We start from the raw sequence: 26515 nt of genomic DNA, 5'->3' as shown, positions 1-26515 counted from the left end.
CTCGGTTGTGCTGAGGTACAAGCTTTAGGCGAGTGTGTGTGGATCTATATTCACAACTGTTTAGTGTAATTTGAAGAAAATTTTTTATTGTGTTTTCAATGTTTCAGTAACTAATTGAAGACCCAACTGTTTTGCGGTGCAAAACATCGCAAACTACCGCTTACGTTAGCTTTATTCCGTTGATGAAGGAAATTAAAGGGTCTGTGCACTGACGGTGGACGAACCGTGTATGCCTATAGGTAAATAGAACCATGAGTTTGATACTAGGCATTTAATGATAACTATTTGGCATTTCTTAACACTGTCTCCTTAAGCGAAGATAACCATGGGGTGAATTTGTTCAACTGCTGCGGGTGTTTGATACCTTCGGCAGTTAGGCTCGTGGTGGTAGCTGCATGACAACAATCGTTATTGTCGATGACAGAGCAATTAATAGAAGTATCTTTGAGAAGCTTGCACTCGCTGTAGATGCATCTGTCAAAGTACAGTGTTTTGCCTCGCCGATTGATGCTCTCGAATATATGGAGAGCAACGTCCCCGACTTGATCATTACCGATTACAGCATGCCAGAGATGGATGGGGCTGACCTGACGCAGAAGGTGCGCGCGCTGGAGCATTGCAGTGATGTGCCGATAGTCGTCATTACGGTCTTTACAGACCGCTCGTTCCGCATCCGTGCTTTGGAGGCAGGCGCAACTGATTTCTTGCAGAGCCCGGTTGACCACAATGAGTTTGTGAGCCGAGCGCGAAATCTGCTTGCTCTGCGGGAAGAGCAGAATGCAGTTAAGCGACATGCGCGTTTTCTTGAGCAAGAGCTGGTCAACGTAGAACAGCAGAGCAAAGAAGCGCTGCGAGATTCTCGTGAGCAGTTGGCGCAGGTTATCGATAGCGTTCCTGCAATGATCACCACCAGTACGCGAGATGGCCTTTGCGCTTTTTCCAATGCAGCATGGGCTCGGTTCCTGAACTCAACAACTGCTGAGCTTGTTGGTGAGGACACCTATGGGAAATTTGATAAGTTTACCCGCGAGCGGAATCGCCGGCTGGATCGCAAGGTGTTTATTACAGGCAGAGCGCTGCCACCCTATGAGATCGAACAACGTAACCATGCGGGTGATATCTTTCACTTCATCGTTACAAAGAGTCCTTTGCTCGATGCGGAAGGGAACACAACGCATGTGGTGACGACTGCGACCAACATTTCGGATCGCAAACGTGCTGAAGCTCATTTGCTGCATATTGCGCACCATGACGCGCTGACCGGTTTGCCAAACAGGACCATGCTTGGTGAACGGATTGATGAAGAGATTTTCCAGTGCCGCAACAGCGGACGTAGCTTTGCGCTGCATTTCATCGATCTGGACCGCTTCAAATCTATCAATGATGCCTTAGGCCACCGGACGGGTGATCGCTTGCTGGAGGTGCTTGCAGAGCGTTTGTTGCGCTGTGTAGATGGTTCGGACTTGGTTGCACGACTGGGTGGTGATGAGTTTGCTATTCTTCAGACTGATTTGAAGAGCTCTGAGGAAGCCATGCGTTTTGCTCAGCATCTGGTGAGTGTGGTGGAAGAACCGTTCCACATCAGCGGTAAAGAGCTTCAAACCAGCGCCAGTGTTGGGATCACGAAATATCCGGAAGACGGCCTGAACAGTGAAGAACTGCTGCGCTGTGCGGATATGGCCATGTATCAATCCAAGGCTGATGGCGGGAACACGTTCCATCTGTTCTCAACAAAGATGGACCATCACGTCAAAGAGACTGTTGCGCTGGAAGCTGAACTGCGGAACGCGATTGAGCATGATCAGTTGGAGCTGTTCTATCAACCGCAGATTGATTTGCGGACCAACGAGATTGTTGGGGCCGAAGCTCTGCTGCGCTGGAACCGTCCTGACTATGGTGTAGTAGCGCCGAATGTTTTCCTTGGTACGGCTGAGGAAGTTGGTCTCATCTTGCCGATCGGAGAGTGGGTGATTTTCGCTGCGTGTCAGCAGGCGAAAAAGTGGATGGATATGGGGCTTGAAACGCCGCGCATTGCTGTCAACATCTCGCCAACGCAGTTCCGCAAGCAGAATGTGCCGCAGCTTTTAAAGGATGCGCTGGTTTCTTGCAGCTTGCCAGCTGACAAGCTTGAAATTGAAATCACAGAAAACATCGTTTTGCATGGCTCAGACGCCACAGTGCGTGATTTACGTGAGATCCGTGAGATGGGGATTGCAATCTCCATCGATGACTTTGGAACTGGTTATTCTTCACTGGCTTATCTGAGTAGGTATTCGGTTGACTGTCTGAAAATCGACCGTTGCTTCACGCGCGATATGATGACGGATCCGAACAACACCGTCATCATCAAAGCGATTGTTGGCCTCGGTAAGAGCCTTGATCTCTCCATCATTGCTGAAGGTGTTGAGACGCGCGAACAGGCGGAATACCTGAAGGATGCCGGTTGTGAGATGGCGCAGGGCTACCTGTTTGGTAAGCCTGTGCCTGCTGAAGATTTTGCTCGTCTGTTGGAGGAGCAATCCTCGAACTTGCAAGGGCATAGCCAGCAACGCGCTCTGGCAGGGGCGGAGTTTGAGCTATGAACGATAACAGAAAAGTAAAGCTGCAAATGCTTCCATTGGGCAAACTGAAAGAGTTGTACTCCCGCATCACTCAGCTGGGTGGTGGTGAAGGTGAGATGTCTCTGAACCGGTTTATGTTCACGCTTCTGATAACCCCGTATCTGGCATCGAACATCACCTTTGGCAGTGCCGAAAACTTCCAGACCAACGTTATCATGACAACCTTTGCGTTGGGCTCTGTGGCACTGCTCGCGCATTTGCTTTACTCGAAGCAGATCAGCTCATTGCGGCGGGTTCTGGCAATTTTCCTGGATGTGGGAGCCGTTTCTGCAGGCCTTTATGTAGGTGGTGAATATCTCTCCATTCTGTTCCCAATTTATCTTTGGGTGATTTTCGGCAATGGATTCCGGTTCGGACTGGATTATCTGGCCTTAGCGACGATTGCCTCTGTGAGTGGCTTTGCTGTGGTGTTGACGACGCCATACTGGCAAGGTGAGTTTATCCTTGGACTTGGCTTGCTGGGTTGTCTGGTCGTTGTGCCGCTATACGCCAGTAAGCTCATTCGCTCGATGACCGCTGCGCAGCAAGCGGCTGAAGCTGCCAATAAGGCAAAAACTCAGTTCCTTACTGCTGTGAGCCATGAACTGCGTACACCGCTTAATGCGATCATCGGTATGGGTGATCTAATTCAGGATACCAAGTTGGATCCTGAGCAGCGAGATATGGCTAAGACCATCCAGTACTCTGGCAGTTCATTGCTTTCCATGATCAACGGCATTCTTGACTTCAGCCGGATCGAAAGCGGACGCATGATCGTCAATCGGACTGTCTTTGACATGAACTCGATCCTGCGTGAAGTGACTCAGATTGTTCAAGGGCAAGCCCGCGGTAAAGGCCTGATTATTTCGCGCTACGTGGACAGTAAATTGCCTCCGTTCCTAGTGGGTGATGCTCGTCATATCCGCGAAGTGCTGCTGAATATCGCCGGTAATGCGGTCAAGTTTACCGAAGAGGGCTCCGTTTCCATTAGTGCAACCTGCAAGGAAATGGATGGCGGTAAAGTCAGTTTGCTGCTGGAAGTGAAAGATACCGGCATTGGTATCTCTGAGGATGCTCAAGGCCGTATTTTTGAGCGCTTTACTCAGGCCGATGAAAGCATCGTTGATCGCTTTGGTGGTACTGGTCTCGGTCTTTCCATTGTGCGTGAAGTCGTGCGAGCGATGGGTGGTGAAGTTAAGGTAACCAGCCAGCCTGGGCAGGGAAGTACGTTCACCATTGAGCTTGAAGTCGGTCGTGCCGTTGGTGATGAGACTGCACTTCTTGAAGTGGCTGATGGTGCTGTTGCGATTGTCTCTAAGCGTAAAGATCTGCGTGATGTATGCGCCGAGTCTCTGGTTGCGTGTGGTATTGAGCCTGAGTGCTTTGAGACGGTCGGTAGTGCATTTAGTTCGTTGCGGCAGCAGACGTCTACTGATGGTGGCAAGATTGTCCTTTTTGTTGGTGAAGATGTTTTGGCTGCGACCTCTGACAGCCTGCATTATGCGTTGAAGTCAACCGGGCAACATCACAACGTCAATCTTATTCCGATGTACTCTTCTGCTTCGGAAAAAGAGTGTGAGGATGTGTTCCAGCCGAGCATTGTGTCTTCCATCAAGGTCCCGGTTACTACTCAGTCCGTCGCCTGGGCTTTGAGAGCAGCTGGTGCTGAAGATGCTAAGTCTGGCATGGAGCTGAAGGAAGAGCTTCAGGCTTACTTCAGCCGCTACATCGGCCTTGATATTCTTGTTGCTGAAGACAACAAGACCAACCAGCGTGTGATTGAGAAAATCCTACAGAAGGGCGGGCACACCTGCACACTCGTCAGCAATGGTGAGCTGGCGCTGGATGAGCTTGAAGAGAACTCTTACGATCTTGCGATCATGGACATCAACATGCCGGTTCTGAACGGTATTGAGACCATCAAGCTGCACCGTATTACAGAGCTCGGGCAGGATCGCTTGCCAATCATTGCATTGACCGCAGACGCAAGCCGAGCTGCGGCCCGAAACGCCCAGGAGGCTGGTGCTGACGCTTGTGCAACAAAGCCGATTGAACCTCAGAAACTCCTGACACTGATTGATGATGTGATTGCTGAAAGCGGTGTTTACGAGAACATCACGCGCAGGCAAATCGCCAACAGTCAGGTGACTTCCATCTCGGAGCATCCGCGTTTCTCTTCTGAAGTGTCTTCAGGGATTGACTATGGAAGCCTGTCTCAGCTGAGAACGCTTGGTGGTCTGGACTTCGTGATTGGGGTGATCGAGGATTATCTGAAGGACACCACGCAGCTGCATCGCGATATCAAAGCTGCTTATGAGGCTGGCGATACTGAGCTATTCCGTGCGAGTGCACATGCGCTGCGGTCTGCTTCAGTCAATCTTGGGGCGACTGAAGTTGCCAAACTGAGTGATGACATGGAGAACATGCCTCCACACCAGATGCATGCTCTGGGTGAAGACATGGTGCGAAAACTGTCCGGCAAGGTGAAGCGAGACCACGACAATCTTAGTCGCTACCTGCAGCAGCTCAAGCAGGAAGGGCATAACCCTGTCAACCGCTTGAGCACTTTGGATTTTTCTTAGAGCTAAACTCTAGAAAGCTTGTTTGCGAACAGATGGAGCGCCGAGACGGTCCTGAGCTTTTGTCAGGCGTTCCATCTTTTTCAGGTCTTGATCGGACAAAGACAGAGCGGCATCTACCCAGATCTCGACTACATCAATCAGTTCTTCATAGCTCACGGGTTGCACGGTGCGACCTGCGCGGTAGATTGCAGAATGAGCGGTGTGTTTGCGTGAGTTCTTGGTGATGTACTGCTGAACTGCGAACGGTGCTTGGCCTTCTTCAACCACTTCATGGACAATGCCCATTTCGTGAAGTTCTTCTGCTGAGTACAAGCGACCGCTCATAAGCATCTTCTCAGCAATGCGACCATCCACCATGCGAGACAGGAAGCTATAGGCACCCATACCCGGGAACAGGTTGAACAGGACTTCCGGCAGGCCGAACTTTGCCTGCTTTTCTGCGATGATAACGTCGCAGGAGAGGGCTGTTTCAAAGCCACCCCCCAAAGCATCACCCTGGATCATGCCGATGGTGATGATTGGCAGATTGGAAGAGACAGCGTTGCGGTAAACAACGTCGATGCAATCAACTGCATATCTGTGAAGCTTCTCACGGTTCTTTTCGCGGATGAGCTGAATGAAGAGATTGAGATCCCCACCCAGATTGTAAACGCCCGGAATACGTGAAGCGACGACCTTAAAGTTGATCGGACAAGGATCTGCTGGCTGATAGGTCTCGAAGAGGCGCTTCATCACAGCCTGAGACTGCGCCAGTTCACCCAATAACTCTGGCGTGAAGCAAGGACGACCCTCGCTCTTCATGTAAAGCCAGAGTGCTTTGTTGGTTTCGTCAAACTCTAGATCAACCCAATTCAACTGAACCGATGCAAACTGCTGTGCAATTGAAACAGTTGAGACATCCATTGCTGGATGCGCATTGGACTTCAGGGATGGCTTCGTGGTTCCACTAAAGGAAGGAAAGTTGGATCTATGCCCCGTTAGATCAGACATCTCAGCCCCTACAAATTTTGGTCTACGCGTTTACAGTGGTTATGGCACACCCCAGATCAGTCTATTTTTTATTTCCGACTGTATTATGTGCAATCAAACATGGTAAATAATATATTAATGCTAATATGTATGTCGAGTAAAAAAGTTTCCACACTGCTTAGGTAAAGTAGTTACCTAGCGGCATTGTGGCTAAAATTTTAGCTTTATTGTTAACCATAAATATTAACTGTTAGATCAGCTGAAGTTATAGATATGATTACTTAAGAGCTGGAGCGGGGGTTACCAATAGGTAATGCGATGATAAGCTGAAGTTTGTAGTAAACAATTCAGTTGGAAGTAGAATTTGCTTAATGAGATGCAAGCATAAATAGTTATGGATTTCCGTAAAATTAAAGCGTTACTTAAATCTAAATATAAAACATAAAATGTGACCTGTTTACACATTGCTCTAGGCTCAGAAAACTTACCTTCTGTTTTAGTTTTGCATGAGGCATAGAGATCTGTTCTAAACTATGCGTGAGTTTAAACTGGGAAACTGGCTTTGAGTTGATTGGCTAAAGTGGTGAGAGTTTTGCTGTTAGTTTGAAAATATTGTTCTATTACAGTCGTTTAATTGCATTTTATGTGTTTGATGCATGTAATGTCGTGGCTACTCTAAAGAATTGCGATTTGTAAGACTAAAACTGTTTCTCTAAGGTTTTTTGCCTAAAAAATCGGCAATTATATCTAGGTGGACTTTTCCCAAGCCCTTCGTTGAAATTGGGGTGTGAAGTGGGGGAAAACTGCTGAAACGCGCTGAGTTTGAGGTGATAACCAGCAAAAATGTATGATGAATCGATTTCGCGCAGACAAGAAAAAGGCCGCTCTGGGGGTAAGTAGAGCGGCCTTAGATTTTAATTATGCACCTTGAGGAGCGTCAAATGCTGTTACGGTTGGTGCGTCTCCTTCCAGCTTAGCAATGTCTACAAGACAGGTGTTTGCGATGGTTGCCTGAGACAGTTTTGAGGCGCCTTTGTCGATGGTCAGAACGTTAGCGTGACCATACTTACAGCGAGAGCCGATCTTGCCTGGCTCTTCCGGATCGTACCAACCACCTTCGCGCAAACGAATGACACCCTTACGCAGATCGCCTGTTACGTATGCGCCCGCGAGTGTCTCACCGCGCTCGTTGAAGACACGAACCACGTCACCGGTTTTAATGCCGCGTGAAGATGCATCTTCCTCTGAGATCCAAACTGGCTCGCGACCTGCGATGGTGTAGTTATCGCGGGTGGAGATATTGTTGGTTTGAGAATGGATGCGTTCCACTGGGTGCGGTGAAAGCATATGCAGTGGGTACTGCTTAGCTTTTTCTGAACCAAGCCATTCTGCTGGCTCAATCCAGGTTGCGTGGCCTTTACAGTCGTCGTAGCCCATGTCTGCAACAGTCTTGGAATAGATCTCGATGAGGCCAGATGGTGTGCCCAATGGCTCAAGGAGAGGGTCTTCGCGGAACTCGCCGTGGCGGGTGTACTGTATTGCCTCTTCGGTGGTTGGGAACTCGACATAACTTGTCGGGTTGGACCAGAACTCGTCAAAATCAGGCATATCAAGGTTCTTGGCTTTGCCCTGTGCCAGTGCTTTGCCATAGAGTTCGCGCAGCCAGTCTTCTTCAGATTTGCCTTCGAGGTACTTGTCACCAAAGCCAAGCTTGTCTGCGATACCCTGATAAATGTCGAGATCGTTCTTGGATTCAAACTGAGGTTCAACAACCTGATGCATCGGGAAGAGGTACTTGCCGGAAGCGCCGCCACCCATTTCCATGTCGTTGCGTTCAAATGCAGTGGTTGCAGGCAGAACGATATCAGCGAACTTAGCTGATGCAGTCCAGAAGATATCCTGAACGATGATAGTTTCAGGGCGCTGCCATGCTTTGAGCATGCGGTTGCGGTCTTGCTGGTGGCTGAGTGGGTTGCCGCCGGTCCAGTAGATCAGCTTGAACTCTGGATAGGTGTACTTGCGGCCATTGTGGTCGATAGTCTCGCCTGGGTTGAGGAGTGCATCGGTAATGCGTGCCACTGGCATTGCAGGAGGCATGTTTTCAGGTGCTTTGCCACCAGACAAGCCCGGTACGATTGCGTTGTTTGCGGATGGTACGCCTGCACATTCGTAGTGCCATGAGTAGCCGAAGCCACCACCGGGTTTGCCGATCTGGCCAAGCATTGCTGCGAGGGTGACCATCATCCAGTGCGGTTGCTCACCGTGGTCAGCACGCTGCATGGACCAGCCGCCCATGATCATGGTTGTACCGTTCGCCATCTGAGCTGCGATGTCGCGGATATCGCTTGCAGGTAGCTCGGAGAGCTCAGAGGCCCACTCAGGTGTTTTCTCAATGCCGTCTGTTTCGCCGAGCACATAGGCTTTGAGTTCTTCATAGCCAACTGTGAACTCTGAGAGGAAGTCCTCGTCCACTTTCTCTGTTTTGATCAACTCATGAGCGATTGCCATCATGGTTGCTGTGTCAGAACCCGGACGCGGTGCATACCACTTAGCGTTCAGGTGCTTAGCGGATTCAGTCATCAATGGATCGATAGAGATGACGTTCTTGCCGGCATCACGAAGCTGATCCAGATAGGTGAAGCCTTTGTGGTCTGGAATGACCCAACCCATGTTGAGGGTTTCCTGCGGGTTACATCCCCAAAGGATGATGTTGTCTGTGTGTTCCAGAACGGTCTCATAGCTGGACATCTGAGCGTACACTTCCGGGTTGCCCATGATGTGGGTCATGATGACTTGAGCTGCACCAGTAGAGTAGTCGCCCACGCCTTTTGTGTAGCCACCGTTCATATTGAGAAGGCGATAGAGGCCCGCGCGGCAGTTGTGGAAGCGACCAACACTCTTCCAACCAGGAGAGCCACCGTAAATTGCGGCTGGACCAAAGGTGTCACGCACGCGGTTCAGTTCTTTTGCAACCAGTTCGAAGGCCTGATCCCAGGTTACGCGTACAAATTCACCTTTACCGCGATCTTCCGTGTTGGCCTGAGGGCCGTTTTCAAGGAACCCACGGCGAACCATTGGGTACTTGATGCGGCTTGGGGAGTACACCAGCTCAGGAGTATTGGCGATGTTTGAGGTTGGGCGAATGTCGTGTTCGAAAGGTTTTGCTTCAACAAAGCGACCATCCTTAACAACAGCGCGGAACAGCCCCCAGTGCGCGCCGTTGAGAACTTCCTTGGTTCCAGCCGCTGCAGCATGAGCAACCTTCATCAGAAGTGGTGAGCCCATGAATGCAATAGCCGAAGTGCTGAGCAGCGTGGACAGAAAACGTCTACGTGTCATCCCTTTGGTTGGGCTTGTGTTTTCGGTGATCGTGTTATTTTGAGTGGACATGATGTCCCTCCAATTTCCCAGTTTTATGTGTTTAGTGCAGGGTGCTAAGGTCGCGCTCAATCAGAGCGCGGAGTAAGTTGGCGCAAGCGAGATAGAAGCCATCGCTGTCGTAGGATGAGCAATCCTCGCTGAAACCTTGCGAGAAAGTTTTCAGGTGCGTTTGCAGGAAGGCTTTCAGTTCAGCCTGCTGTGTTGGTTGCAACGCCAGTTCGGAGCAGAAGCTCAGCATGGCTGCGATGTGGTCAGCAGGCTCGGAGAAGCTTTGATGGGGAGCCAGCTGGTGCTTGCGATAGGTTGTTTCTATTTCTGCAACACAGGCATGACTGAGAGAGGTTTTCTCGGTTGCGTAGTAAGAAGCGTATGGCGGGGCGGATTTGCGACCACCAGCACCGAGGAATAGGCTTGAGAAGATGACGCGCAGATCCATGATTGCAGAGGCATCGTGACCGCGTTGATCCAGATTGAACTTCAACAGATCAACAGCATCTTTCAAATCAGCTTCGCACTGAAGATCATCCAATAACTGGCGGAGTTCTCCGGAGGTTGCTGACTGCAGGAAGGTGGCATCCACTTCTGTTCCGAAAACACCTGCAAGGAAGCGATATGTTGCAGCTCTTGAGAGGTTTTCTGTGGTGATGTCCGTTAGATCATACATGGCATATTCCTTAGACAGAGACGGGTGTGGCAGGGCGGCCTAGTGTTGGCCTTTGCCGCCCGTGTCCTGTGCGTTGAGCTGCAGGTATTTTTGAAGAAGGCGCTGTTCGTCTTTGCTGAGCGCGGTGTAGCGCACCATTGATTTCAGAACGCCGATCCATTGGTTTGCCAGGAAGTGGCTAGGTGATGGCGCGTTGTGACAAACGGAGCAGGAGTTCTCGTAAAGCTCACCGGAGTAAGACCAGAGGGCATCTGCGTCTGAAATCATGTCCTTCTTGTCCATGAAGCCGGTGAAGCTGACTTCAGTCCAGTCCTGACCTGTGCTTTCGAGAGTGATGGTTTCACCGCGTTCAACTAGAGGCACTGCTGTTTTGCCGAGGGCTGTGTTGAAGATACGCTGGCCCTTCATTGCGTAGATGATCTTCTCCGCGCCCTTCTGGCTCCAACCGCTTACTTTCACTTTCACACGGTCACCACTGGCATCGACAGGTTCAACTGTGGTGGCAGGGAGAACACGTCCGGCTGCCTTGGTGTCATCCTCGTTGAGGTAGATGTTTGCTGTTGCCAGAGTGGTGAGGTGAGCTGCGTTGTAGCTGACAGTTCTGGACTGTTCTTTCAGCATCTCGAATGCTTGCTTGGAAGCTGCTGAAAGGTCAGGCAGTTTGTGGGCGATGCCTTTGTGACAATCGATGCAGGTGCTGCCTTCCTTAATGGCTTTCGGGTGCATCTTTTGTGCTTTTTCGCGCTGTCCATCGATCTTCATCGTATCGAAGGCATGGCAGTTGCGGCACTCGCGGGAGTCCGTTTCCTTCATGGCATGCCAAACGTTCTTGGCAAGGCGCAGACGATTGGCTTCAAACTTTTCCGGTGTGTCGATCGAAGGGTCGATAAACTTATGATAGAGCTCGTTCGTTGCCTGAATTTTACGAATGACTTTTGGTCCCCATTCGCGGGGAACGTGGCAGTCCGGGCATTCTGCTCTTACGCCTGAGTTGTTCTGGTAGTGAACTGAGGTTTTGTATTCTTCGTAGACCGGCTGCATCTCGTGGCAGGAGACACAGAACTCCAGATTGTTGGTGACTTCCATTGCTGTGTTGAAGCCGCCCCAGAAGATGACGCCTCCGATACCACCTATGATGATGAGAACCGCGAGAGGAAGTGGACTTGCCGTCCACATGCGTTGCCAGAGCTTTTTAATCATTATTGTTGTTCCTGAGTGCCCTACAGGAAAATGTGATCCTGCTGTCGGATTGGTCGCATTCCCAGCGACTGATTTATCTCTATGGTAGCGGGCGGATATGAACTGGGTTCTGGCTTGCTATGAACAGACCGAAAGAAATTGTAAGAATTTGTAAGATCCTGATGGCGGCTCTTGTTGGGGTGTTTCTAACGGGGTATGCGCATGCAGAAACTTGGTCTGCAGTGACATGGGAGAAGCTGCTGGATTTCACTTCACCGCGGAAAAGTATTTCTTATGAGCCGCTTAAGCAGGCTGAAAAGGCCTGGAGCATCTGTGCGCTCTATCCGCATCTGAAGGATTCTTACTGGCTTAGCGTCAATTACGGAATGGTCAAACAAGCCAAGAAACTGAATATCAATCTTCGTGTTTATGAGGCGGGTGGCTATTATCAGCTGGAGCAGCAGCGCAAGCAGTTGCAGGCCTGCGCGGACAGCAAGCCGGATGCAATTCTGCTGGGCACGGTTTCCTTTGAAGGGCATCACGATCTGTTGGAGGAGATTGCAAAGGATACGCCGGTTATTGCGCTGGTGAACAACATACGCAGTGACTTCATTGCGGCTGCGACTGGTGTTGATTGGGATGAAATGGGGCGCCGAACAGCGCAGGTGATTACAAAGAGGCATCCCGCTGGAACGGCTTCGGTAAATGTGAGTTGGTTTCCTGGTGCTGGGAAGCCGGGGATCTCTTCAACAAAGTTGAGCGCATTCAAATCAGAGCTGACAAAGTCCTCCGCCAATCTGCTGAACACACGCTACGGAGATACCGGCAAGCTGATCCAGCTGTCGCTGATTGAAGAAGAGTTAGAAGGTGGAACTGCTCCAGATTATCTGATTGGAACCGGAGTTTCGGCAGAAGCGGCAATTGGCGCACTTAAAGTTCGTGGGCTTTCGGAGGATATTGAGGTTGTTTCCGGTTATCTAACCCATGGCGTGTTTCGTGGCATCAAGCGTGGCAAAATCATTGCTTCGCCCACTGATCAACCGGTCATGCAGGGCATGATGGCCATCGATCAAAGCATTCGTCTTTTGGAAGGCAAGCCATATCTCAAGCACTATGCACCAGAGATTTTGATGGTGACGAAAGACAGCATTGCTGAAGTCGATTTGGAATGTGCGTTGTCTCCGGCGTCTTTCAGTCCGACTTACACGGTGGAAGCGCAACGCAATGCAGAAACTAAGAGCAACTAGGTGATCCGTTGAATATTCGCAAAACCCGCATACTCGTTGTTGAAGACGAAGCGATCTCTCGCAAGAAGCTGGTTGCCTATCTGCAAACCGAAGGTTTTGATGTGCTCGAGGCTGCTGATGCAGGCCAGATGCATCAAGCGCTTGAAGAGTTCACGATTGATCTGGTGCTGCTGGATATCAACCTGCCGGATGATGACGGGATCAATCTGGCAAGAGCATTACGTGCGCAATCTGACATCGGGATTATTCTGGTTACTGGCCGGACAGATGAGATTGACCGGATTATCGGGATTGAGGTTGGGGCGGATGATTACATCACAAAACCCTATAATCCCAGAGAGTTGTTGGCGCGGGTGAAAGCTCTATTACGTCGATCCGGGCAGGTGCAGCCTTCCAAGGATGAAGCCCATGCGCATCGGTTTGGACGTTGGACGTTGAACCTGATGAAACGGGAGTTGATTGCTGAAGGTGAGGAAGGTGTTGCTCTTACGCGCGGAGAGTTTCAGTTGCTCAACACCTTTACATCCAAGCCGGGGACTGTTTTGAGCAGAGATTATCTGATGGATCATATCAGCCATCGAAGTTGGTCACCGAATGACCGCTCGATTGATGTGTTGGTCGGGCGGCTTCGCAAGATCCTTGAGGATAATCCGCGCAAACCAACCATGATCCTGACGTCTCACGGAGAGGGCTATATCTTCGCTGAGAGTGTTGAGGCTTTGTAGCTCGCAAGAGCGTTTATGGCTCTGTCTAGAGCATCAGAGAGACCTTCTGGTGGTCGCTTTGCGGCTTCAACATTAGCAGATAACTCTCGCAGTTCCTGAAGACCCAAGCTGGCGGCAGCGCTCTTCAAGGCGTGCGCTGCTTTCTTTTGCTGCTCAGGTGATTGAGCGGAAAGTACATTCTTCAGCAACTGTTTGGATTCCGCCTCGAAGAGCTCAATGATTTCTGCCAAAGCAGCTTCCCCGAGCATTTCGACATCCTGATCAAGTGTTTCTAGATCTAGCACTTGAGTGTGGTTTGTCGCTGCTTGGGAAGGTGGGCATTGTTGAGCCGCGGTTTTTCCATCTTTCTGTAGGACGGAGCGCAAGATCTGGTGAAGCTCTGCTTGTTCAAATGGCTTGGCGAGGAAACCATCCATGCCTGCTTCTTTGCATTTGTCTGCATCCACTCCAATGACGTGAGCGGTAGTTGCAATAATTGGAGTGCTTGCAAGTGTCGTATCTGCAAGCTTGCGGATTTGTCGTGTGGCTTCAAGGCCATCCATCTCTGGCATGCTGACGTCCATCAACATCAGGTCTGGCCGTTCACGTTGCAGCTGCTCGAGAGCTTCCAATCCGTTATGGGCTTCGAACACGGACATACCCAGTTTGATCAACATGCTGCGGAGGATGAAGCGGTTGGTTTCAATGTCTTCGGCAATCAGGATTTTTGCAGCGGGAAGGGCTTCCTGCTCTGAAATCACTGGATTTTCTGCTGTGTACTCGCAGGATTCCATAGGGAGTGTGAAAGTGAATGTACTGCCTATGTGAAGTTCACTCTCAACTGAAACTGTTCCTCGCATTCCCTTTATCAACTTGTCGCAGATTGCCAGGCCAAGGCCGGTTCCACCATAACGGCGGCTGGTTGAATCTTCGGCTTGTGAGAATGCGTCGAACAGTGAGGAAATCTTGTCTTTTGGAATGCCGATGCCACTGTCTATCACTGAGAAGATTAGCTCTGATTGTGTTGAATTTGCAGTGACTTGCAGTTGGATGCCGCCAACTTCCGTAAACTTGATTGCATTGCTGAGAAGGTTGGAGAGTACCTGATAAAGACGTGCGGGATCACCGAGGCTGCCATCAGGCACATTGTCTGCCACATGATAGGTGAGGCTCAGGTCTTTTTCTTGTGCCAGAGGGGTGAACAGGGTGATCAGGCGCTCGATGATTGTGTGTACGGAGAATGGGATTTGCTCGAAGGTGAGCTGACCTGCTTCAATCTTTGAGTAATCCAGTATGTCATTGAGAATACAGAGAAGTACGTTGCCGGACTCTGCAATGGTGCTTGTCAGATGTTGTTGCTCGGTGTTGAGCTGAGTATCTTTCAAGAGCGAAGTGGTACCCAGAATACCGTTCATAGGTGTTCTGATTTCATGGCTCATCGTCGCGAGGAAGGTGGACTTGGCGCGGTTGGCTTCCTCGGCTTGCTTGCGTGCTTTTTCCAGTCGGACAGCTTCTTCTTCGAGTTGCTGATTAACCTCCACCAGCTTCTCTGTGCGATCTTCAACGAGTTGCTCCAGCTCATTCTGGTAACGCTGAAGTTCTTGATTTACCTTCACTTGTTGCTCTTCGAGCTGACCTCGCACAACAGCAGTCTGGCGGAAAACCTCAAGGGTTTTTGCCATGGTGTGCAGCTCGTCGGAGCCGTAGTCGTTTATGGTAGAGGATAGGTTGCCCGACGCCAGAGTTGCCATGCCTTCGTGGAGGCGGGAGAGGCGTTTGAGAAGATTGCCCTGAACGTAGAAGTACACGACTGCGAATGTGACGAGCAAAGAGATTGCAGCCAGTGCAACAAGTGTGATTTGGCCAGCTGTGATGGCGAGACCGGAGTCTTTAATAGCTTGGTTGATCCAGTCCTGAGAGGAAGCCGTAATGCGCTCAACTGCTGCTGTCAGTTCTGTACTGTGCTCCGCTGCTTCCTTTGTAAGTGCTTCAACTTGCTTGTCTAATCGCACCAGTTGCTCACGAAGTGAAAAGACATCGGAACCAGATGAACCAGTGGTTTCGACCTGTAGTTCCTGAAGAAGCTGTGTTGCCTCTGACTGTCTTCCGGGATCGCTTGCAAAACGGAGGCGACGTTCGATGATCCGCCAGGATTGTGCGAAGTCCTGCTTGAGTTGACTGATTTTCGCGATGTCCAACTCACGGGCAACTGTGTTGAGCTTGTGTGTGAGCAGAATGGAGAGCAGGCGGAGCTCTGTCATGCGCTCTAACTGGTCCAAATTGTCTTCCGCAATGCCATCCAATGCGGCCAGAAGTTGTTCTTCTTCCTGCGTTTCTTCCACCAAGTCATAGGTGCGGACGATCGCTGCCATGGAGCGGGTGTAAGCGTTCTCGACCAGCGTTCGGGAGATTTGCGTTAATCTGTCCGAAGTTGTGAGCGCTTTTGTAAAAGATGCGTTGAAATGTGCTGAAACACGCACACGCTCAGCCGTCAGCACCTCTTGCTTCATAGTCACATCGAACAGTGAGTTGGCCGCGATATTCACCTCATTGAGCTGCGGGCCGAGTATCTCGCGCTGGGTGAGATGGGTGATTTTATCCTGAATGCTGGATTGAGCCTGAGAGAGGCGCCGACGTTGCTGGGCGAGCTCTTCCAGATTTTGAACGCGAGCGAGAGAGGGCAGGGAGGAGACAACGGCTTTACTGGTTTCGCTGATCTCTTGTGCGAGGAGGAGGTTGGGAAGGGCTTCCTGCGTGATGCGGTCATTGGCATCTTCAACGGCGCTGAAGCCGAGCCAGCCAGTGCTGGCTGAAAGCAGCATACATAAAACGATGGCGCCAAACGCCAGTAAAAGCCGCCCTCTGATGCCCATAGCGATCATCGTGTCATCCACCTGTTCCTCATCATTCCTGACTATCTGCGAGGAGGGGATAAGGGCAACTCTCTACATAGCCGCAAGACAACATGTCTCAGGGGGAGGACTTGTCCCAATACTCGGGTATGGTCTCCTTATGTCTTGCGCCCTACCTTTCTTGGAAATCAATGAGTTCCTTTGAAGGGAGAGCGAGAGATGAAGGTGCGGTTGGTGTTGGGGGATCAGCTGAGTTTGTCGCTTTCCAGTCTGCGGGATGCGGAGCCGGGTGTGGATGTGATTTTGATGGCGGAGGTGCGTGAAGAGGCAACGTATGTTCGACATCACAAAAAAAAAATTGCGTTTCTGTTTTCGGCCATGCGGCACTTTGCAGAGGAGCTGAAATCTCTTGGGCACCGCGTTGTTTACAGACGGTACGACTGTGCTGAGAACACGGGCAGCTTGCTTGGGGAGGTTCTTCGACTGACGAAGGAAGAAGCTGTCTCCGATGTCATTGTGACAAAGCCGGGAGAATACCGGCTGCTGCATGACATGGAGAGTTGGCAGGAGCGGTTGGGTGTTCCGGTGGAGCTGCGGGAGGATGATCGGTTTCTTTGCAGCTCAGATGAGTTCCAGCGCTGGGCCTCTGGTCGCAAGAGTTTACGGCTGGAGTACTTTTATCGCGATATGCGCCGGCAGCATGCGGTTTTGATGGATGGTGACAAGCCGCTGGGTGGGCAGTGGAACTTTGATCACGATAACCGCAAGAGTGCTCCAGAGGCGTTAGAGGTTCCAGAACCCTTTGCGGCTGAACCAGATGAGATCACGAAAGAGGTTTTGGTGCTGGTGGACGAGTGCTTTCCGGATCATTTCGGAGACCTGCAGCCGTTCTTCTTTGCTGTTACCCGTGAAGATGCGCTGAAGGTGCTGGATCAGTTTGTTGCGGAGCGACTTGGTAAGTTTGGTGATTATCAGGATGCGATGGTTCAGGGGGAGCCCTGGATGTTTCACAGTCACATCAGCTTCTATCTCAATTGCGGCTTGTTGCTGCCGATGGAGTGTGTGAGGGCAGCGGAACGTGCTTATTTTGAGGGGCGCGCGCCGTTGAACTCTGTTGAGGGCTTCATTCGCCAGATTGTCGGATGGCGCGAGTTTATCCGGGGGATCTACTGGCTCAATATGCCAGAGTATGCGGAGCTGAACTACTTTGATGCTTCGCGAAATCTGCCAGAGTTTTACTGGAGCGGTGAGACGCAGATGAACTGTCTGCGCCAGTGTATTCTGGAGACCAAATCCAATGCCTATGCGCATCATATCCAGCGTTTGATGGTGGTTGGGAATTTTTCGCTGCTTGCCGGGTTAGCGCCAAAGCAAGTGAGTGAATGGTATCTCGCTGTTTATGCAGATGCTTATGAGTGGGTGGAGTTGCCCAATGTGAGCGGTATGATCCTGTTTGCTGATGGCGGGATTTTCGCTTCAAAACCTTATGCAGCCAGCGGTGCTTATATCAACCGCATGTCCAATTACTGCCAGCATTGCTCTTATTCCGTCTCTGCCAAGACCGGCGAGAAGGCTTGTCCCTTCAACTATCTTTACTGGAACTTTCTGGAGAAGAACCAGGAGAAACTGCGAGGAAATCCGCGGGTTTCGATGATCTATCGCAGCTGGGATAAGATGAGCGACGCGAAGAAGGACCAGATTAAGCAGGATAGCCAACGCTTCTTTGCTGAACTGGACGCTTAGCAGGCGTGATCTGAAAACTGTTGTGCAGCGTAAGAGCAGACAGAGAGGGCGTTATGGCAGAACATCAAAAGCTTATCTGGATTATTGGAGCGAGTTCCGGGATCGGAGCCAGTCTTGCTCAGCTTTATGCGCAGTCTGGTTGGCGTGTTGCGGTAAGTGCGCGAAATGAGCAGAAGCTTAAAGAGCTTGCTCAGGATGCAACTCAGTTCGACGTAGTCCCGCTGGATGTGACTGACAGTGGACAGGTTGCTGCCGTGGTTCAACAGTTTCACGATGCAGGGAAGTTGCCTGATCTGACGGTGTATTGTTCTGGCCTTTATTATCCCGGCGGCATTGATGTGCTGACGGAAGAGCACTCAGTGGCCTCTATGGACACCAATTATTTTGGTGCTGTTCGTGTGATTGAGAAGCTGTTTCCTTTGCTGAAAGAGCAAGGAAACGGGCACATTGCGATCATTAGCTCCCTTAGTGGTTATTGTGGTCTTCCGGAAGCTGCGTGTTATGGACCGACGAAAGCAGCGCTGATCAATCTTTGTGAGAGCCTGAAACCTGATTTTGATCGGGTCGGACTTGAGCTCTCACTAGTGAACCCCGGCTTTGTGAAAACGCCAATGACGGACAAGAACACGTTCGATATGCCGTTTCTTCTTACACCCGAACGGGCGGCCAGGGATATCTATGAAGGGCTTCAGCGAAAGTCGTTTGAAGTCTACTTCCCGTTCCGTCTGGGTGCCATCATGAAGGTGCTTCGGATGCTGCCTTACGCTCTCTACTTCCCTGTCATGAGAAGGATGAGTAAGAGATGACCGAGAGAGCTGAACTGGAGAGAACTGCCCGGCAGTATGCGCTTTTCTTTGAAAACGTAACGCCAGAGAGCATCAAAGAGGTTCATGAGCTCATCAGTGATGATGTGCATTTCATCGATCCGTTTAATGATGTGAAGGGCCGAGAGAACTATGAGAAGGTCTTTCACAAGATGTACGAGGATGTGCAGGAACCTCGGTTCAAGATCCTCGATCTGGCGTGGTCCGGTGACCTGTGCTTTATGCGGTGGGATTTTACCTGCAAGCAAAAGCATCTGGGGAACTGGAGTGTGCGAGGGCTGACCGAGGTGCATTTTGATGCTCAAGGCAAGGTGAGTGCGCATTACGATTACTGGGACGCATCGCGGCACTTTTATCGCAAACTGCCGATTGTTGGTGCGATGATCAAATGGATTGCGTCCAGAGCTGCTATCTGAGGGATGAATTGGGCCACTGTGGCCCAACTTTTTTAGCTATTAGGCTGGCTTCTTAATCTGAAACAGACCCACATTGATGGTGCCTTGGGCAAAGCCTGCTTCGCAATAGGCGAGATAGTAATGCCACATGCGCTTGAAGCGGTTGTCATATCCAAGCTTTGAGATTTCCGACCAGTTCTGGAAGAACGCTTTTCTCCATCGCACCAGAGTCTGTTCATAGTCGGCGCCAAAGAACTCGCGGGTGATCAGTTCCAGTTTCTGTTCTTCTATCTTCTGTGCCATTTCACGAGCAGAAGGAAGCAGCCCTCCCGGGAAAATGTAGCGCTGAATGAAGTCAACGTTTTTGCGATAGGTATGGAACTTGTCATCGGCAATCAGGATCGCCTGAATGACGGCTGTCCCACCGGGCTTCAGTCTGGACTTCAGCTTTTCGAAGTAGCTGTTCCAGTTTTCCTCTCCGACTGCTTCAATCATCTCGATAGAGACGATGGCGTCGTACTGGCCGTCGGTCTCTCTGTAATCTCTCAGCTCAAAAGAGGCGTTACCGACTGTCTGTTGAGACTGAAGGCGAGACTGGGCAAACTTCAGTTGCTCCTGTGACAGTGTGATGCCGTAAACGTCTCGTCCGGACTGACAGGCGTGTTCTGCAAACCCGCCCCAGCCGCAGCCGATTTCAAGGATCTTTTGATCTGGCTTGGTGTTGGTCAGTTGCAGGACACGGTCGTATTTTCTGCGCTGAGCCTCATGTAAGGGCTCGTGCTGTTGCAGTTTGTAGGCAGAAGAATAGGTCATGGTTTCGTCCAGCCAGTGGCTGTAGAAATCATTGCCCAGATCGTAATGGAACGCGATGTTGCGTTTGCTGCCCGCAAGTGTGTTTGCATTCGCCAGATGGCGCAGGCGTGCCAAGGCTCGTGAGAAAACACCACGTTTTGTGACAGACTGCATGATGCGTTGGTTCGCAACCAGTAAATCAAACAGGGAGCGAAGGTCACTGCACCGCCAGTCTTCTTCCAAATACCCTTCAGCCAGAGCCAAAGAGTTTCCTGAGAGAAGCCGCCACAACAGGCGGGTGCGCAGGATTTTTACGGTGACGATGGGGCCGTGATTGGCTTGGTTTCCATAGGTCAGTAACTGGCCGTTGGGCAGAATGACACCGAGATGCCCTTCTTTGAGTTTGCTGAGCATAGGATCCAGCAAGGACTTCCATAGTCTGGAGGTCAGGTTAAGATCCGTCATACTGGCGCCTGCCAATGGACTGAGGGAGGAGTTGTCTCTGAGTGTCATGGGTGTCTCCCTGAGTTTGCTTTGATTTTTTTGAGTGCAGGGCCTTGCTTATGCATGCCTGTTACGATGGAAGCGGGTGGGGGCGGGCGCTTGTAAAACTTGGCGCCTTTGATCCAGAGCTTGAGCGCTTCATAATGGATCAACCCCAATATCTTGGCGGAGTTTTGGAAGTAGCGAAGCCCGATTGCCAAAAGGCGAGTTGTCGTTGCGGGCTGCTCCTTGCCCTGAAAACTTGCCGTTAGTACGGGCGCGCTTTCCTGAGTGAGGCGGATAATGAGTGAAACATCATCTGCCGGTGGGCGCGCTATGAAGTGGTAGTGGCCGGAGAGTTCCAGAAATGGAGAGACATGGAAGTTTTTTGGGCATGAGTGCCGGAACACTGGCTGAATGCCTTGAGCTTCAGATGTATCGATCTCGACGGCGTAGTGATGCATGTCTCCAAAGGTGTTTCTGACCTGATACAGGATCGCTTGAAGCTTCTCCTTGGAGTAGCAGTAGAACACACTGATTGGATTGAAGGCTCTTCCCAAAAATCTGGGGTAAGCGAGCAGTTGGATCTTGTCCGGGACGGTGTCGATTTTTGCCTGCTTCAGGACTGCTTCTACATACCCTCGGAGGTCTGTATGACCGCTCTCCATGTGATCTGATGGGTGGAAGCTGAAGAGGTTGAACCGGTCAACGGACAGAAGCGACGACATCTGGTCCATGTCCTGCAAGCGGTCTATGTCGATTGAGAAGGACAGTGCCTTGTAGCTCAGCTTGTGTTTGATCTTGTCATGACGACAGTGCACCACATCGCCCAGATAAATTCTGAGAGGTGCGCTTTCTGTTTTATGCTGTCGTCTGGTCAGGATCATTCCGCAGCCTCCTGCTGGCCGCCAAACTGCCAATCCTCAGGTAAGCCAATGCGACCGTTCGGATTATCGCAGTCCCAAGGGCGTTTCACATCTCCAAGTGCTTCGGCCACAGCGAGGCCGGACTGAAGTCCATCCTCGTGGAAGCCGTAACCGAGATATGCGCCGCAGAACCAAGTGCGTCGCTCGCCCTGTATCTGCCAGAGTTGCTTTTGAGCTGTGAGCGCTGTCTGATCAAACACAGGGTGCGCGTAGTGGAAGGTGCGCAATATGGACCCGGTTGCTGGCTGATGGTTGGGGTTGAGGGTGACAAACACATCTTCAGTGGTATTCAGCTGTTGAAGTGCGTTCATCCAATAGGTCACACAAAGGGAGTTGTTGCCCATTTGTGAGCCGATGAAGTTCCATGCTGACCACGTTGCTTTGCGCTTTGGCATGAGCGATTTATCGCGGTGCAAGATGGCGATGTTGCGCTGATAACGAGTTGAGCCAAGGATCTTTCGCTCTGCGTTGGATGCATTGCCTTTCGCATTCAGGATTGCCAGCGCCTGATCTGAGTGACAGGCAAAGACCACGTGATCGTAAGTGTCGACCTGGCCATTTCTGGAGAAGATGGTCACAGATCCGGGCTTACGCTGCACATCTGAGATATTGGCATTCAGGATGATCTTGCCGGAAATCTCCGCTGCCAGTTTCTCTACGTAGTTGCGAGAACCACCTGTTACCGTGCGCCATTGTGGTCGGTCCTTCAGCTGGAGAAGACCGTGGTTGTTGCAAAAGCCGATGAAGGTCTGGAATGGGAATGCAAGCAATTGTGCTGGCGGCATAGACCAGATCGCCGCTCCCATTGGGAGGAGATGATCGTTGATGAACGTTCTTGAGTAGTTGTTTTGAGAAAGGTAGCTGCCGAGTGTGGTGGTCTCATACTCTCCTTTGGCTGCATCTTCAGGCGCGTCTTTATAGAAGCGCAAAGTTTCAACGATCATGCGCAGGAAAGATGGCCTTAAAAGATTGGTCTTTTGAGCGAACAGCCCTTTTAATCCTGAACCAGAGTATTCTTGCTGTCCCTCATTGAGCGAGACTGCAAACGACATTTCTGTTGGGTTGGTGTCGACGTTGATATGGTCGTAGAGAGCAGTGAGGTTTGGGTAGGTGCGCTCGTTGTAGACAATGAAGCCCGTGTCTACAGCGACTTCGACACTGTTAATAACAGGGTGCTGTGTGTTGGCATGACCACCAAGGCGATCGTCCTTCTCATAGATGTCTACCTGATGCTTTTGGGAAAGAAGCCAGGCGGCTGAAAGGCCGGAAATTCCACTCCCAATCACTGCTATTTTCATTGCTTTCGTCCAATCTAAAGTTTCTCTTTTTAGGAGCGCTGATTGGAAATGGATCACCCTAGGCAGGAAAAAGTGATCCAAATGACAAACTGTTTGGTAAAAAGACGTGTGACACAATTCGGCGGTTTGCAGAGCGATGGTTACGATGCAACTTAAAAGTAATGATGGTGAGAGTGAAAACTGCCTGACTTCTGCGGAGTTAAGCGCCATGCTTCAGTCGCTGGGCAAGCAACGCTCGCGGGATGTGTTCAGGCAATTGTTCGAGTTCTTTGCTCCGCGCCTGAAAACGTACTTTCTTAAAGGTGGAGCAACAGCAGAGCTTTCCGAAGAGCTTATTCAGGAAACCTTTGTCATTGTCTGGCGGAAAGCCGAGCTGTTTGACAGCCGGAAGGCCTCCGCATCGACCTGGATTTACACCATCGCCCGTAACCTGCGGATTGATCGGTTTCGTAAAGAGCGGCGGTATCTTTACAAAGACGATCAGTTTTTTGCCAATGAGTTGGTGGGTGAAGGATCGCAGCTGGATGACCATCACCAATCGCAACTGAGTGAACAGGTAGAGAAAGTGCTTCCTCTCTTGCCAGCCGAGCAATCACAAATAATCAAACTGGCCTTCTATGAGGATGCCAGCCACTCAAAAATCGCCCAGCATCTGGAACTCCCGCTGGGTACTGTGAAGTCCCGAATGAGACTTGCTTTAGCGCGACTACGGAAACTTTTGGAAGGGGTGGAACTATGATCAACCATCACCTCAGCGATGAAATTCTTTGGGCCTATGCGACAGGATCGCTGCCTGCCGGACATGCCCTGCTGGTTTCCTGTCATCTGGAGCTTTGTGAGGGATGTAAAGGTCGCCTTGCTGAAGCCGAAGCGCTCGCAGGGGCTATGTTGCAGACAACAGAGCAGCAAAAGCCTTCCGACGACATGTTTGACCTGCTGATGGCGCGCGTGGAAGATGAGCCCGCTGTTCCTGCTGCTGCTTATACATCCGAGCCGAGATCAGAGAAGGGTGTCCCCTCTGCTCTTTGGGATGTGCTTGGGCATGGCTTTAACGACATCAAGTGGAAGATGGTTGGTCCGGGTATCCGCCAGTTCATTTTGCCGATCAAACCGAGTGAAGGCGAAAGCGCTCGCTTGCTGAAGCTGTCTCCCGGCTTCGTCACCCCTGAGCATTCGCACCATGGTTCAGAGATGACACTTGTCTTGCAAGGCTCCTTCAGCGATGAGACAGGCCGTTACAAGATCGGTGATGTTCAGGAAGCCGACGAACACGTGCATCACCAGCCCGTCGCCGACACAGAAGAAGACTGCATCTGCCTCGCCGTAACAGACGCCCCCCTTGAGTTTAAAGGCTTCCTCCCCAAACTGTTGCAGCCGTTGTTCCGGATTTGATTTTGGGTTGGAGGTGGTTGGTTTGTTCAACCGCCTCCTTTCCTTTCCGACGGAAGACCTGAGAAATTTTCATAAGAAAGAATAGGCATAGCGCTTTGTTTTAGGCGGGCATATGGTGTGGAGCCTGCTGCATGGAGCGCCGATGTTTTACCTTAGGTTTGTCCTCGCCGTTGTTGCGTTCTCTCCTCTTGTTTTTCTTTTAAGCTGCTCCAGCGATAAGGTGGAAGAGATGCAAGCGCCTTTGAATGACGTGTCAAAGTGGGGCGTGCAGCTTCAGGATATTGAGATCAAGAAAATCCATCAGTCTGACCTTGATCTGTTGGTGATTGACTACTCTAAAGATGGCACAGCGCTGGGGCGTTTTTCCCGTTATGAAGTGGCGAAAGCCAAACAGAAGCCTGATGGATCGCGTCGGCTTGTGCTTGCTTATCTGAGCATTGGTGAAGCTGAGGATTATCGCGACTACTGGAAGGATAGCTGGCAGGCAAACCCGCCAGACTGGCTTGGTGATGAGAACCCGAACTGGCCTGGCAATTACACCGTCAAGTTCTGGCAGCCTGAGTGGCAAGGGCTGATAATGGCCTACCTCAAGCACATCATTTCAGCTGGTTACGACGGTGTGTATCTGGATGGTGTTGATGTGTTTCAGCGCTACAAAGACCGGACGGATGCGCAGGCGAACATGGTTGAGTTTGTTGGGAAAATTTCCCGGTTGGCGAAGGCGCAGGCTCCCGGATTTATTGTTGTTTCCCAGAATGGCGAGGAGCTTCTGAAGTATCCCGAATATCGTGGTGAAATTGACGGTATCAGCAAGGAAGACCTGCTTTATGGCGCTTATCATGATGGCGTACGAAACGGCTCTCAGCTGATTGATTGGAGTTGGGGGTTCCTGAAAGAGGGGCGTGATGACGGTCTTTCAGTGTTTGTTATCGAATACCTTGAGCAGGCCGACAAACGCCAACGTGCACGACAAGAGCTAGATGAGCTTGGCGTGATCTCTCTCTTTACCCGCAGGCCGCTCGATACGCTGGTCGCCTTCTAGCGCAGTGCCTCATACCAGCTGTTAGGCCGCAGGGAGAGACGTGCCTGAAAGAAGATGTGCTGGTCCAGCCTGCCAAATGCATTTTGAAGTGTAGCTACTGCGAGGAAGCTGGCGGATAGACAAGCGATGAAGTAGCCAAACCCTAAGTACTCAGCTGGCAGGTATAGCGTGGCATAGGTGCAGACTGCGTTGAGCAGTAGAAATGCCAGTTGCAGCAGCATGTTCTCCATATTTCGATTGATGAAAATGAGTGTGGTTGATGCTGCGAAAAACACAAATTGAAAGAGAACACTGGCAGCGGCAATGCGAATGATCGCAGCTTGCCGATACTCGAAGTTCAGATACTCGACGACCAGTGGCGAAAACAAGATAAGCAACGCACACAAGCCCAACTGAATTAAGGTGAGGCGGCCAAGGGTGTAGATTGCTTCTGTCTTCAGTTCCTGTGATTTGGCGCGAATATCAAACAAGGTGCCGTGCCCGGTGATCGTTCGGATGTAAGACTTAAAGTTGCGGAAGAAGTTCGTTTCTGCCTCGATCAGGAAGAGAGCGAGCGGTGGGATGAGGATGAGCTGGGCGATAAAGATGGAACTGTCGTAGGCAGGAGCATGTCGCAAGCCGCTTGGAAGCAATTGCCCCTCATGGCTTTGCCAGATGATGATCTTATCTACCCACAAGGCGCTGATGTTGAAAGTCGCAGCCAAAGCTAGCGGCCAATAGCGTTTGAGTGCGCCCGTCAGATACTCCCGGGTCTCTTTGAAAATGTAGCTGAATGCCGGGAACGTGAAGAGCACTTGGATGGATAGCCATATGAAACAAAGCAGGAAACCGAGACTGAAAGCCAGCAGTAAGTGAAGCTCGCTGGGATGGTGGGCGGTGCTGTAGATGACCAATGATATTGTTAGAAGCAGCCCAGTTGCGAAGGAAAGGCTTACGCTTTTGTAGTTTTGAAGGCTGGAACTGAAGCCCAGTGCGATCCAAAGAAGGTTGGCGATGATGCAAGAGATGATAATCGCCAGTAGTTCTATGAGTGGAACGTTCAGCAGTATGAACAGAACTGGGGCAGCTACAATGACAGTCAGGAGGGAGGAAGTGTAGAGGGCACTCAGGTAGAGCTGCGGGATGAGGTGAAACTTTCCGAAGTAGATGGCGTCTGAAGCCATTCTGATTGCAAGGATCAGAACAGGTGCGCTTGTCAGCAGTGAGATGCCCAGAATGTAAATCAGCTTGGTTCTGAAACTGGTTAGCATAGGCAGACCGAGTCTTTGCTCTGTCAGAAGCGAGATGAACAGAATGCAGAAAATGAACATGAGCCAGGGGCCCGCGATGACCATGCTTGCGTGAAAGATCGCCCGCATGTGGGATGTCATGTCGCCTTTGTGTGTTAGTCGCTGCAGCTCAAAGCCTATGCCTGCCATCTGAAATCTCCGGGAAAGGGTTGG

The 26515-nt window shown here is 50.9% G+C and carries 19 protein-coding genes; 10 read left to right on the top strand and 9 right to left on the bottom strand.

Annotated elements, in window-relative coordinates:
• Positions 1–395: 395 nt before the first annotated feature.
• Both AC3CB2_RS15450 and AC3CB2_RS15445 read left to right on the top strand, forming a co-directional pair.
• On the top strand, positions 396–2582 hold the full coding sequence (locus AC3CB2_RS15450; protein ID WP_008552818.1) for a GGDEF/EAL domain-containing response regulator: 2187 nt from the start codon (positions 396–398) through the stop codon (positions 2580–2582).
• Complete coding sequence (locus tag AC3CB2_RS15445) at positions 2579–5182, top strand: hybrid sensor histidine kinase/response regulator (protein WP_352934012.1); 2604 nt, start codon at positions 2579–2581, stop codon at positions 5180–5182. Before AC3CB2_RS15450 ends, AC3CB2_RS15445 begins: the two co-directional genes overlap by 4 nt.
• 9 nt (positions 5183–5191) lie before the next feature.
• Here AC3CB2_RS15445 and AC3CB2_RS15440 read toward each other — a convergent pair whose 3' ends face one another.
• The 4 genes from AC3CB2_RS15440 to AC3CB2_RS15425 form a co-directional block, all read right to left on the bottom strand.
• Positions 5192–6172, bottom strand: a complete 981-nt coding sequence (locus tag AC3CB2_RS15440) for a crotonase/enoyl-CoA hydratase family protein (protein WP_054784630.1) — start codon at positions 6170–6172, stop codon at positions 5192–5194.
• Positions 6173–7069: 897 nt separating this feature from the next.
• Positions 7070–9541 (bottom strand): trimethylamine-N-oxide reductase TorA, encoded by a 2472-nt coding sequence (gene torA, locus AC3CB2_RS15435; RefSeq protein ID WP_352934009.1) that lies wholly within the window; start codon positions 9539–9541, stop codon positions 7070–7072.
• A gap of 31 nt (positions 9542–9572) precedes the next feature.
• The gene (locus AC3CB2_RS15430) at positions 9573–10196 is read right to left on the bottom strand and encodes a TorD/DmsD family molecular chaperone (RefSeq protein WP_352934006.1); all 624 of its coding nucleotides are present in this window, start codon (positions 10194–10196) and stop codon (positions 9573–9575) included.
• Between the two features lie 39 nt (positions 10197–10235).
• Positions 10236–11396 carry a NapC/NirT family cytochrome c gene (locus tag AC3CB2_RS15425; protein WP_352934004.1) on the bottom strand — a complete coding sequence of 387 codons (1161 nt, stop codon included), beginning with the start codon at positions 11394–11396 and terminating at the stop codon, positions 10236–10238.
• Positions 11397–11515: 119 nt separating this feature from the next.
• Here AC3CB2_RS15425 and torT point away from each other — a divergent pair, with 119 nt between their 5' ends.
• Together torT and AC3CB2_RS15415 are read left to right on the top strand one after the other, a co-directional pair.
• Positions 11516–12622: a TMAO reductase system periplasmic protein TorT gene (gene torT, locus AC3CB2_RS15420; RefSeq protein ID WP_352934002.1), complete on the top strand. Its 1107-nt coding sequence runs from the start codon at positions 11516–11518 to the stop codon at positions 12620–12622.
• An 8-nt stretch (positions 12623–12630) separates the two neighbouring features.
• Positions 12631–13347: a response regulator gene (locus AC3CB2_RS15415; RefSeq protein ID WP_352933999.1), complete on the top strand. Its 717-nt coding sequence runs from the start codon at positions 12631–12633 to the stop codon at positions 13345–13347.
• On the opposite strand, the gene torS is transcribed toward AC3CB2_RS15415, so the two are convergent.
• Complete coding sequence (torS, locus tag AC3CB2_RS15410) at positions 13314–16220, bottom strand: TMAO reductase system sensor histidine kinase/response regulator TorS (protein WP_352933996.1); 2907 nt, start codon at positions 16218–16220, stop codon at positions 13314–13316. The genes AC3CB2_RS15415 and torS overlap by 34 nt on opposite strands.
• A 177-nt stretch (positions 16221–16397) precedes the next feature.
• Here torS and AC3CB2_RS15405 point away from each other — a divergent pair, with 177 nt between their 5' ends.
• From AC3CB2_RS15405 to AC3CB2_RS15395, 3 genes are read left to right on the top strand one after another with little or no spacing between them, the layout of a single operon-like run.
• Positions 16398–17921, top strand: coding sequence for a cryptochrome/photolyase family protein (locus tag AC3CB2_RS15405; protein ID WP_352933993.1), 1524 nt, complete (start codon positions 16398–16400; stop codon positions 17919–17921).
• A gap of 53 nt (positions 17922–17974) precedes the next feature.
• Positions 17975–18727: an SDR family NAD(P)-dependent oxidoreductase gene (locus AC3CB2_RS15400; protein ID WP_352933990.1), complete on the top strand. Its 753-nt coding sequence runs from the start codon at positions 17975–17977 to the stop codon at positions 18725–18727.
• Entirely contained in the window at positions 18724–19161 is a 438-nt protein-coding gene (locus AC3CB2_RS15395; protein ID WP_352933987.1) for a nuclear transport factor 2 family protein, read from the top strand. Before AC3CB2_RS15400 ends, AC3CB2_RS15395 begins: the two co-directional genes overlap by 4 nt.
• Before the next feature lie 39 nt (positions 19162–19200).
• Here the strand turns inward: AC3CB2_RS15395 and AC3CB2_RS15390 are convergent, their stop codons facing one another.
• Genes AC3CB2_RS15390 through AC3CB2_RS15380 form a run of 3 tightly spaced genes read right to left on the bottom strand, consistent with a single transcriptional unit; the run spans position 19201 to position 22639 of the window.
• Entirely contained in the window at positions 19201–20445 is a 1245-nt protein-coding gene (locus AC3CB2_RS15390) for a class I SAM-dependent methyltransferase (RefSeq protein ID WP_352933984.1), read from the bottom strand.
• Positions 20442–21302, bottom strand: a complete 861-nt coding sequence (locus tag AC3CB2_RS15385; RefSeq protein ID WP_352933981.1) for a DUF1365 domain-containing protein — start codon at positions 21300–21302, stop codon at positions 20442–20444. The genes AC3CB2_RS15390 and AC3CB2_RS15385 overlap by 4 nt, the downstream gene beginning before the upstream one ends.
• Positions 21299–22639 (bottom strand): NAD(P)/FAD-dependent oxidoreductase, encoded by a 1341-nt coding sequence (locus tag AC3CB2_RS15380; protein ID WP_352933978.1) that lies wholly within the window; start codon positions 22637–22639, stop codon positions 21299–21301. The genes AC3CB2_RS15385 and AC3CB2_RS15380 overlap by 4 nt, the downstream gene beginning before the upstream one ends.
• 145 nt (positions 22640–22784) lie before the next feature.
• Here AC3CB2_RS15380 and AC3CB2_RS15375 point away from each other — a divergent pair, with 145 nt between their 5' ends.
• The 3 genes from AC3CB2_RS15375 to AC3CB2_RS15365 all read left to right on the top strand — a co-directional run bounded on the left by AC3CB2_RS15375 (position 22785) and on the right by AC3CB2_RS15365 (position 25073).
• Complete coding sequence (locus tag AC3CB2_RS15375) at positions 22785–23378, top strand: sigma-70 family RNA polymerase sigma factor (RefSeq protein WP_352933975.1); 594 nt, start codon at positions 22785–22787, stop codon at positions 23376–23378.
• A complete protein-coding gene (locus AC3CB2_RS15370) occupies positions 23375–24031 on the top strand; it encodes a ChrR family anti-sigma-E factor (RefSeq protein WP_352933972.1) in 657 nt (218 codons plus the stop codon). The genes AC3CB2_RS15375 and AC3CB2_RS15370 overlap by 4 nt, the downstream gene beginning before the upstream one ends.
• Positions 24032–24173: 142 nt before the next feature.
• The gene (locus AC3CB2_RS15365; protein ID WP_352933969.1) at positions 24174–25073 is read left to right on the top strand and encodes an MJ1477/TM1410 family putative glycoside hydrolase; all 900 of its coding nucleotides are present in this window, start codon (positions 24174–24176) and stop codon (positions 25071–25073) included.
• Here the strand turns inward: AC3CB2_RS15365 and pelG are convergent.
• Positions 25070–26491, bottom strand: coding sequence for an exopolysaccharide Pel transporter PelG (gene pelG / locus AC3CB2_RS15360; RefSeq protein ID WP_352933966.1), 1422 nt, complete (start codon positions 26489–26491; stop codon positions 25070–25072). The genes AC3CB2_RS15365 and pelG overlap by 4 nt on opposite strands.
• Positions 26492–26515: the final 24 nt, after the last annotated feature.

The organism is Pseudovibrio sp. SCP20 (genome assembly GCF_057774105.1).
The sequence above is the reverse complement of the archived record's forward strand: the minus strand, read 5'-3'. Positions and strand labels throughout refer to the sequence as shown.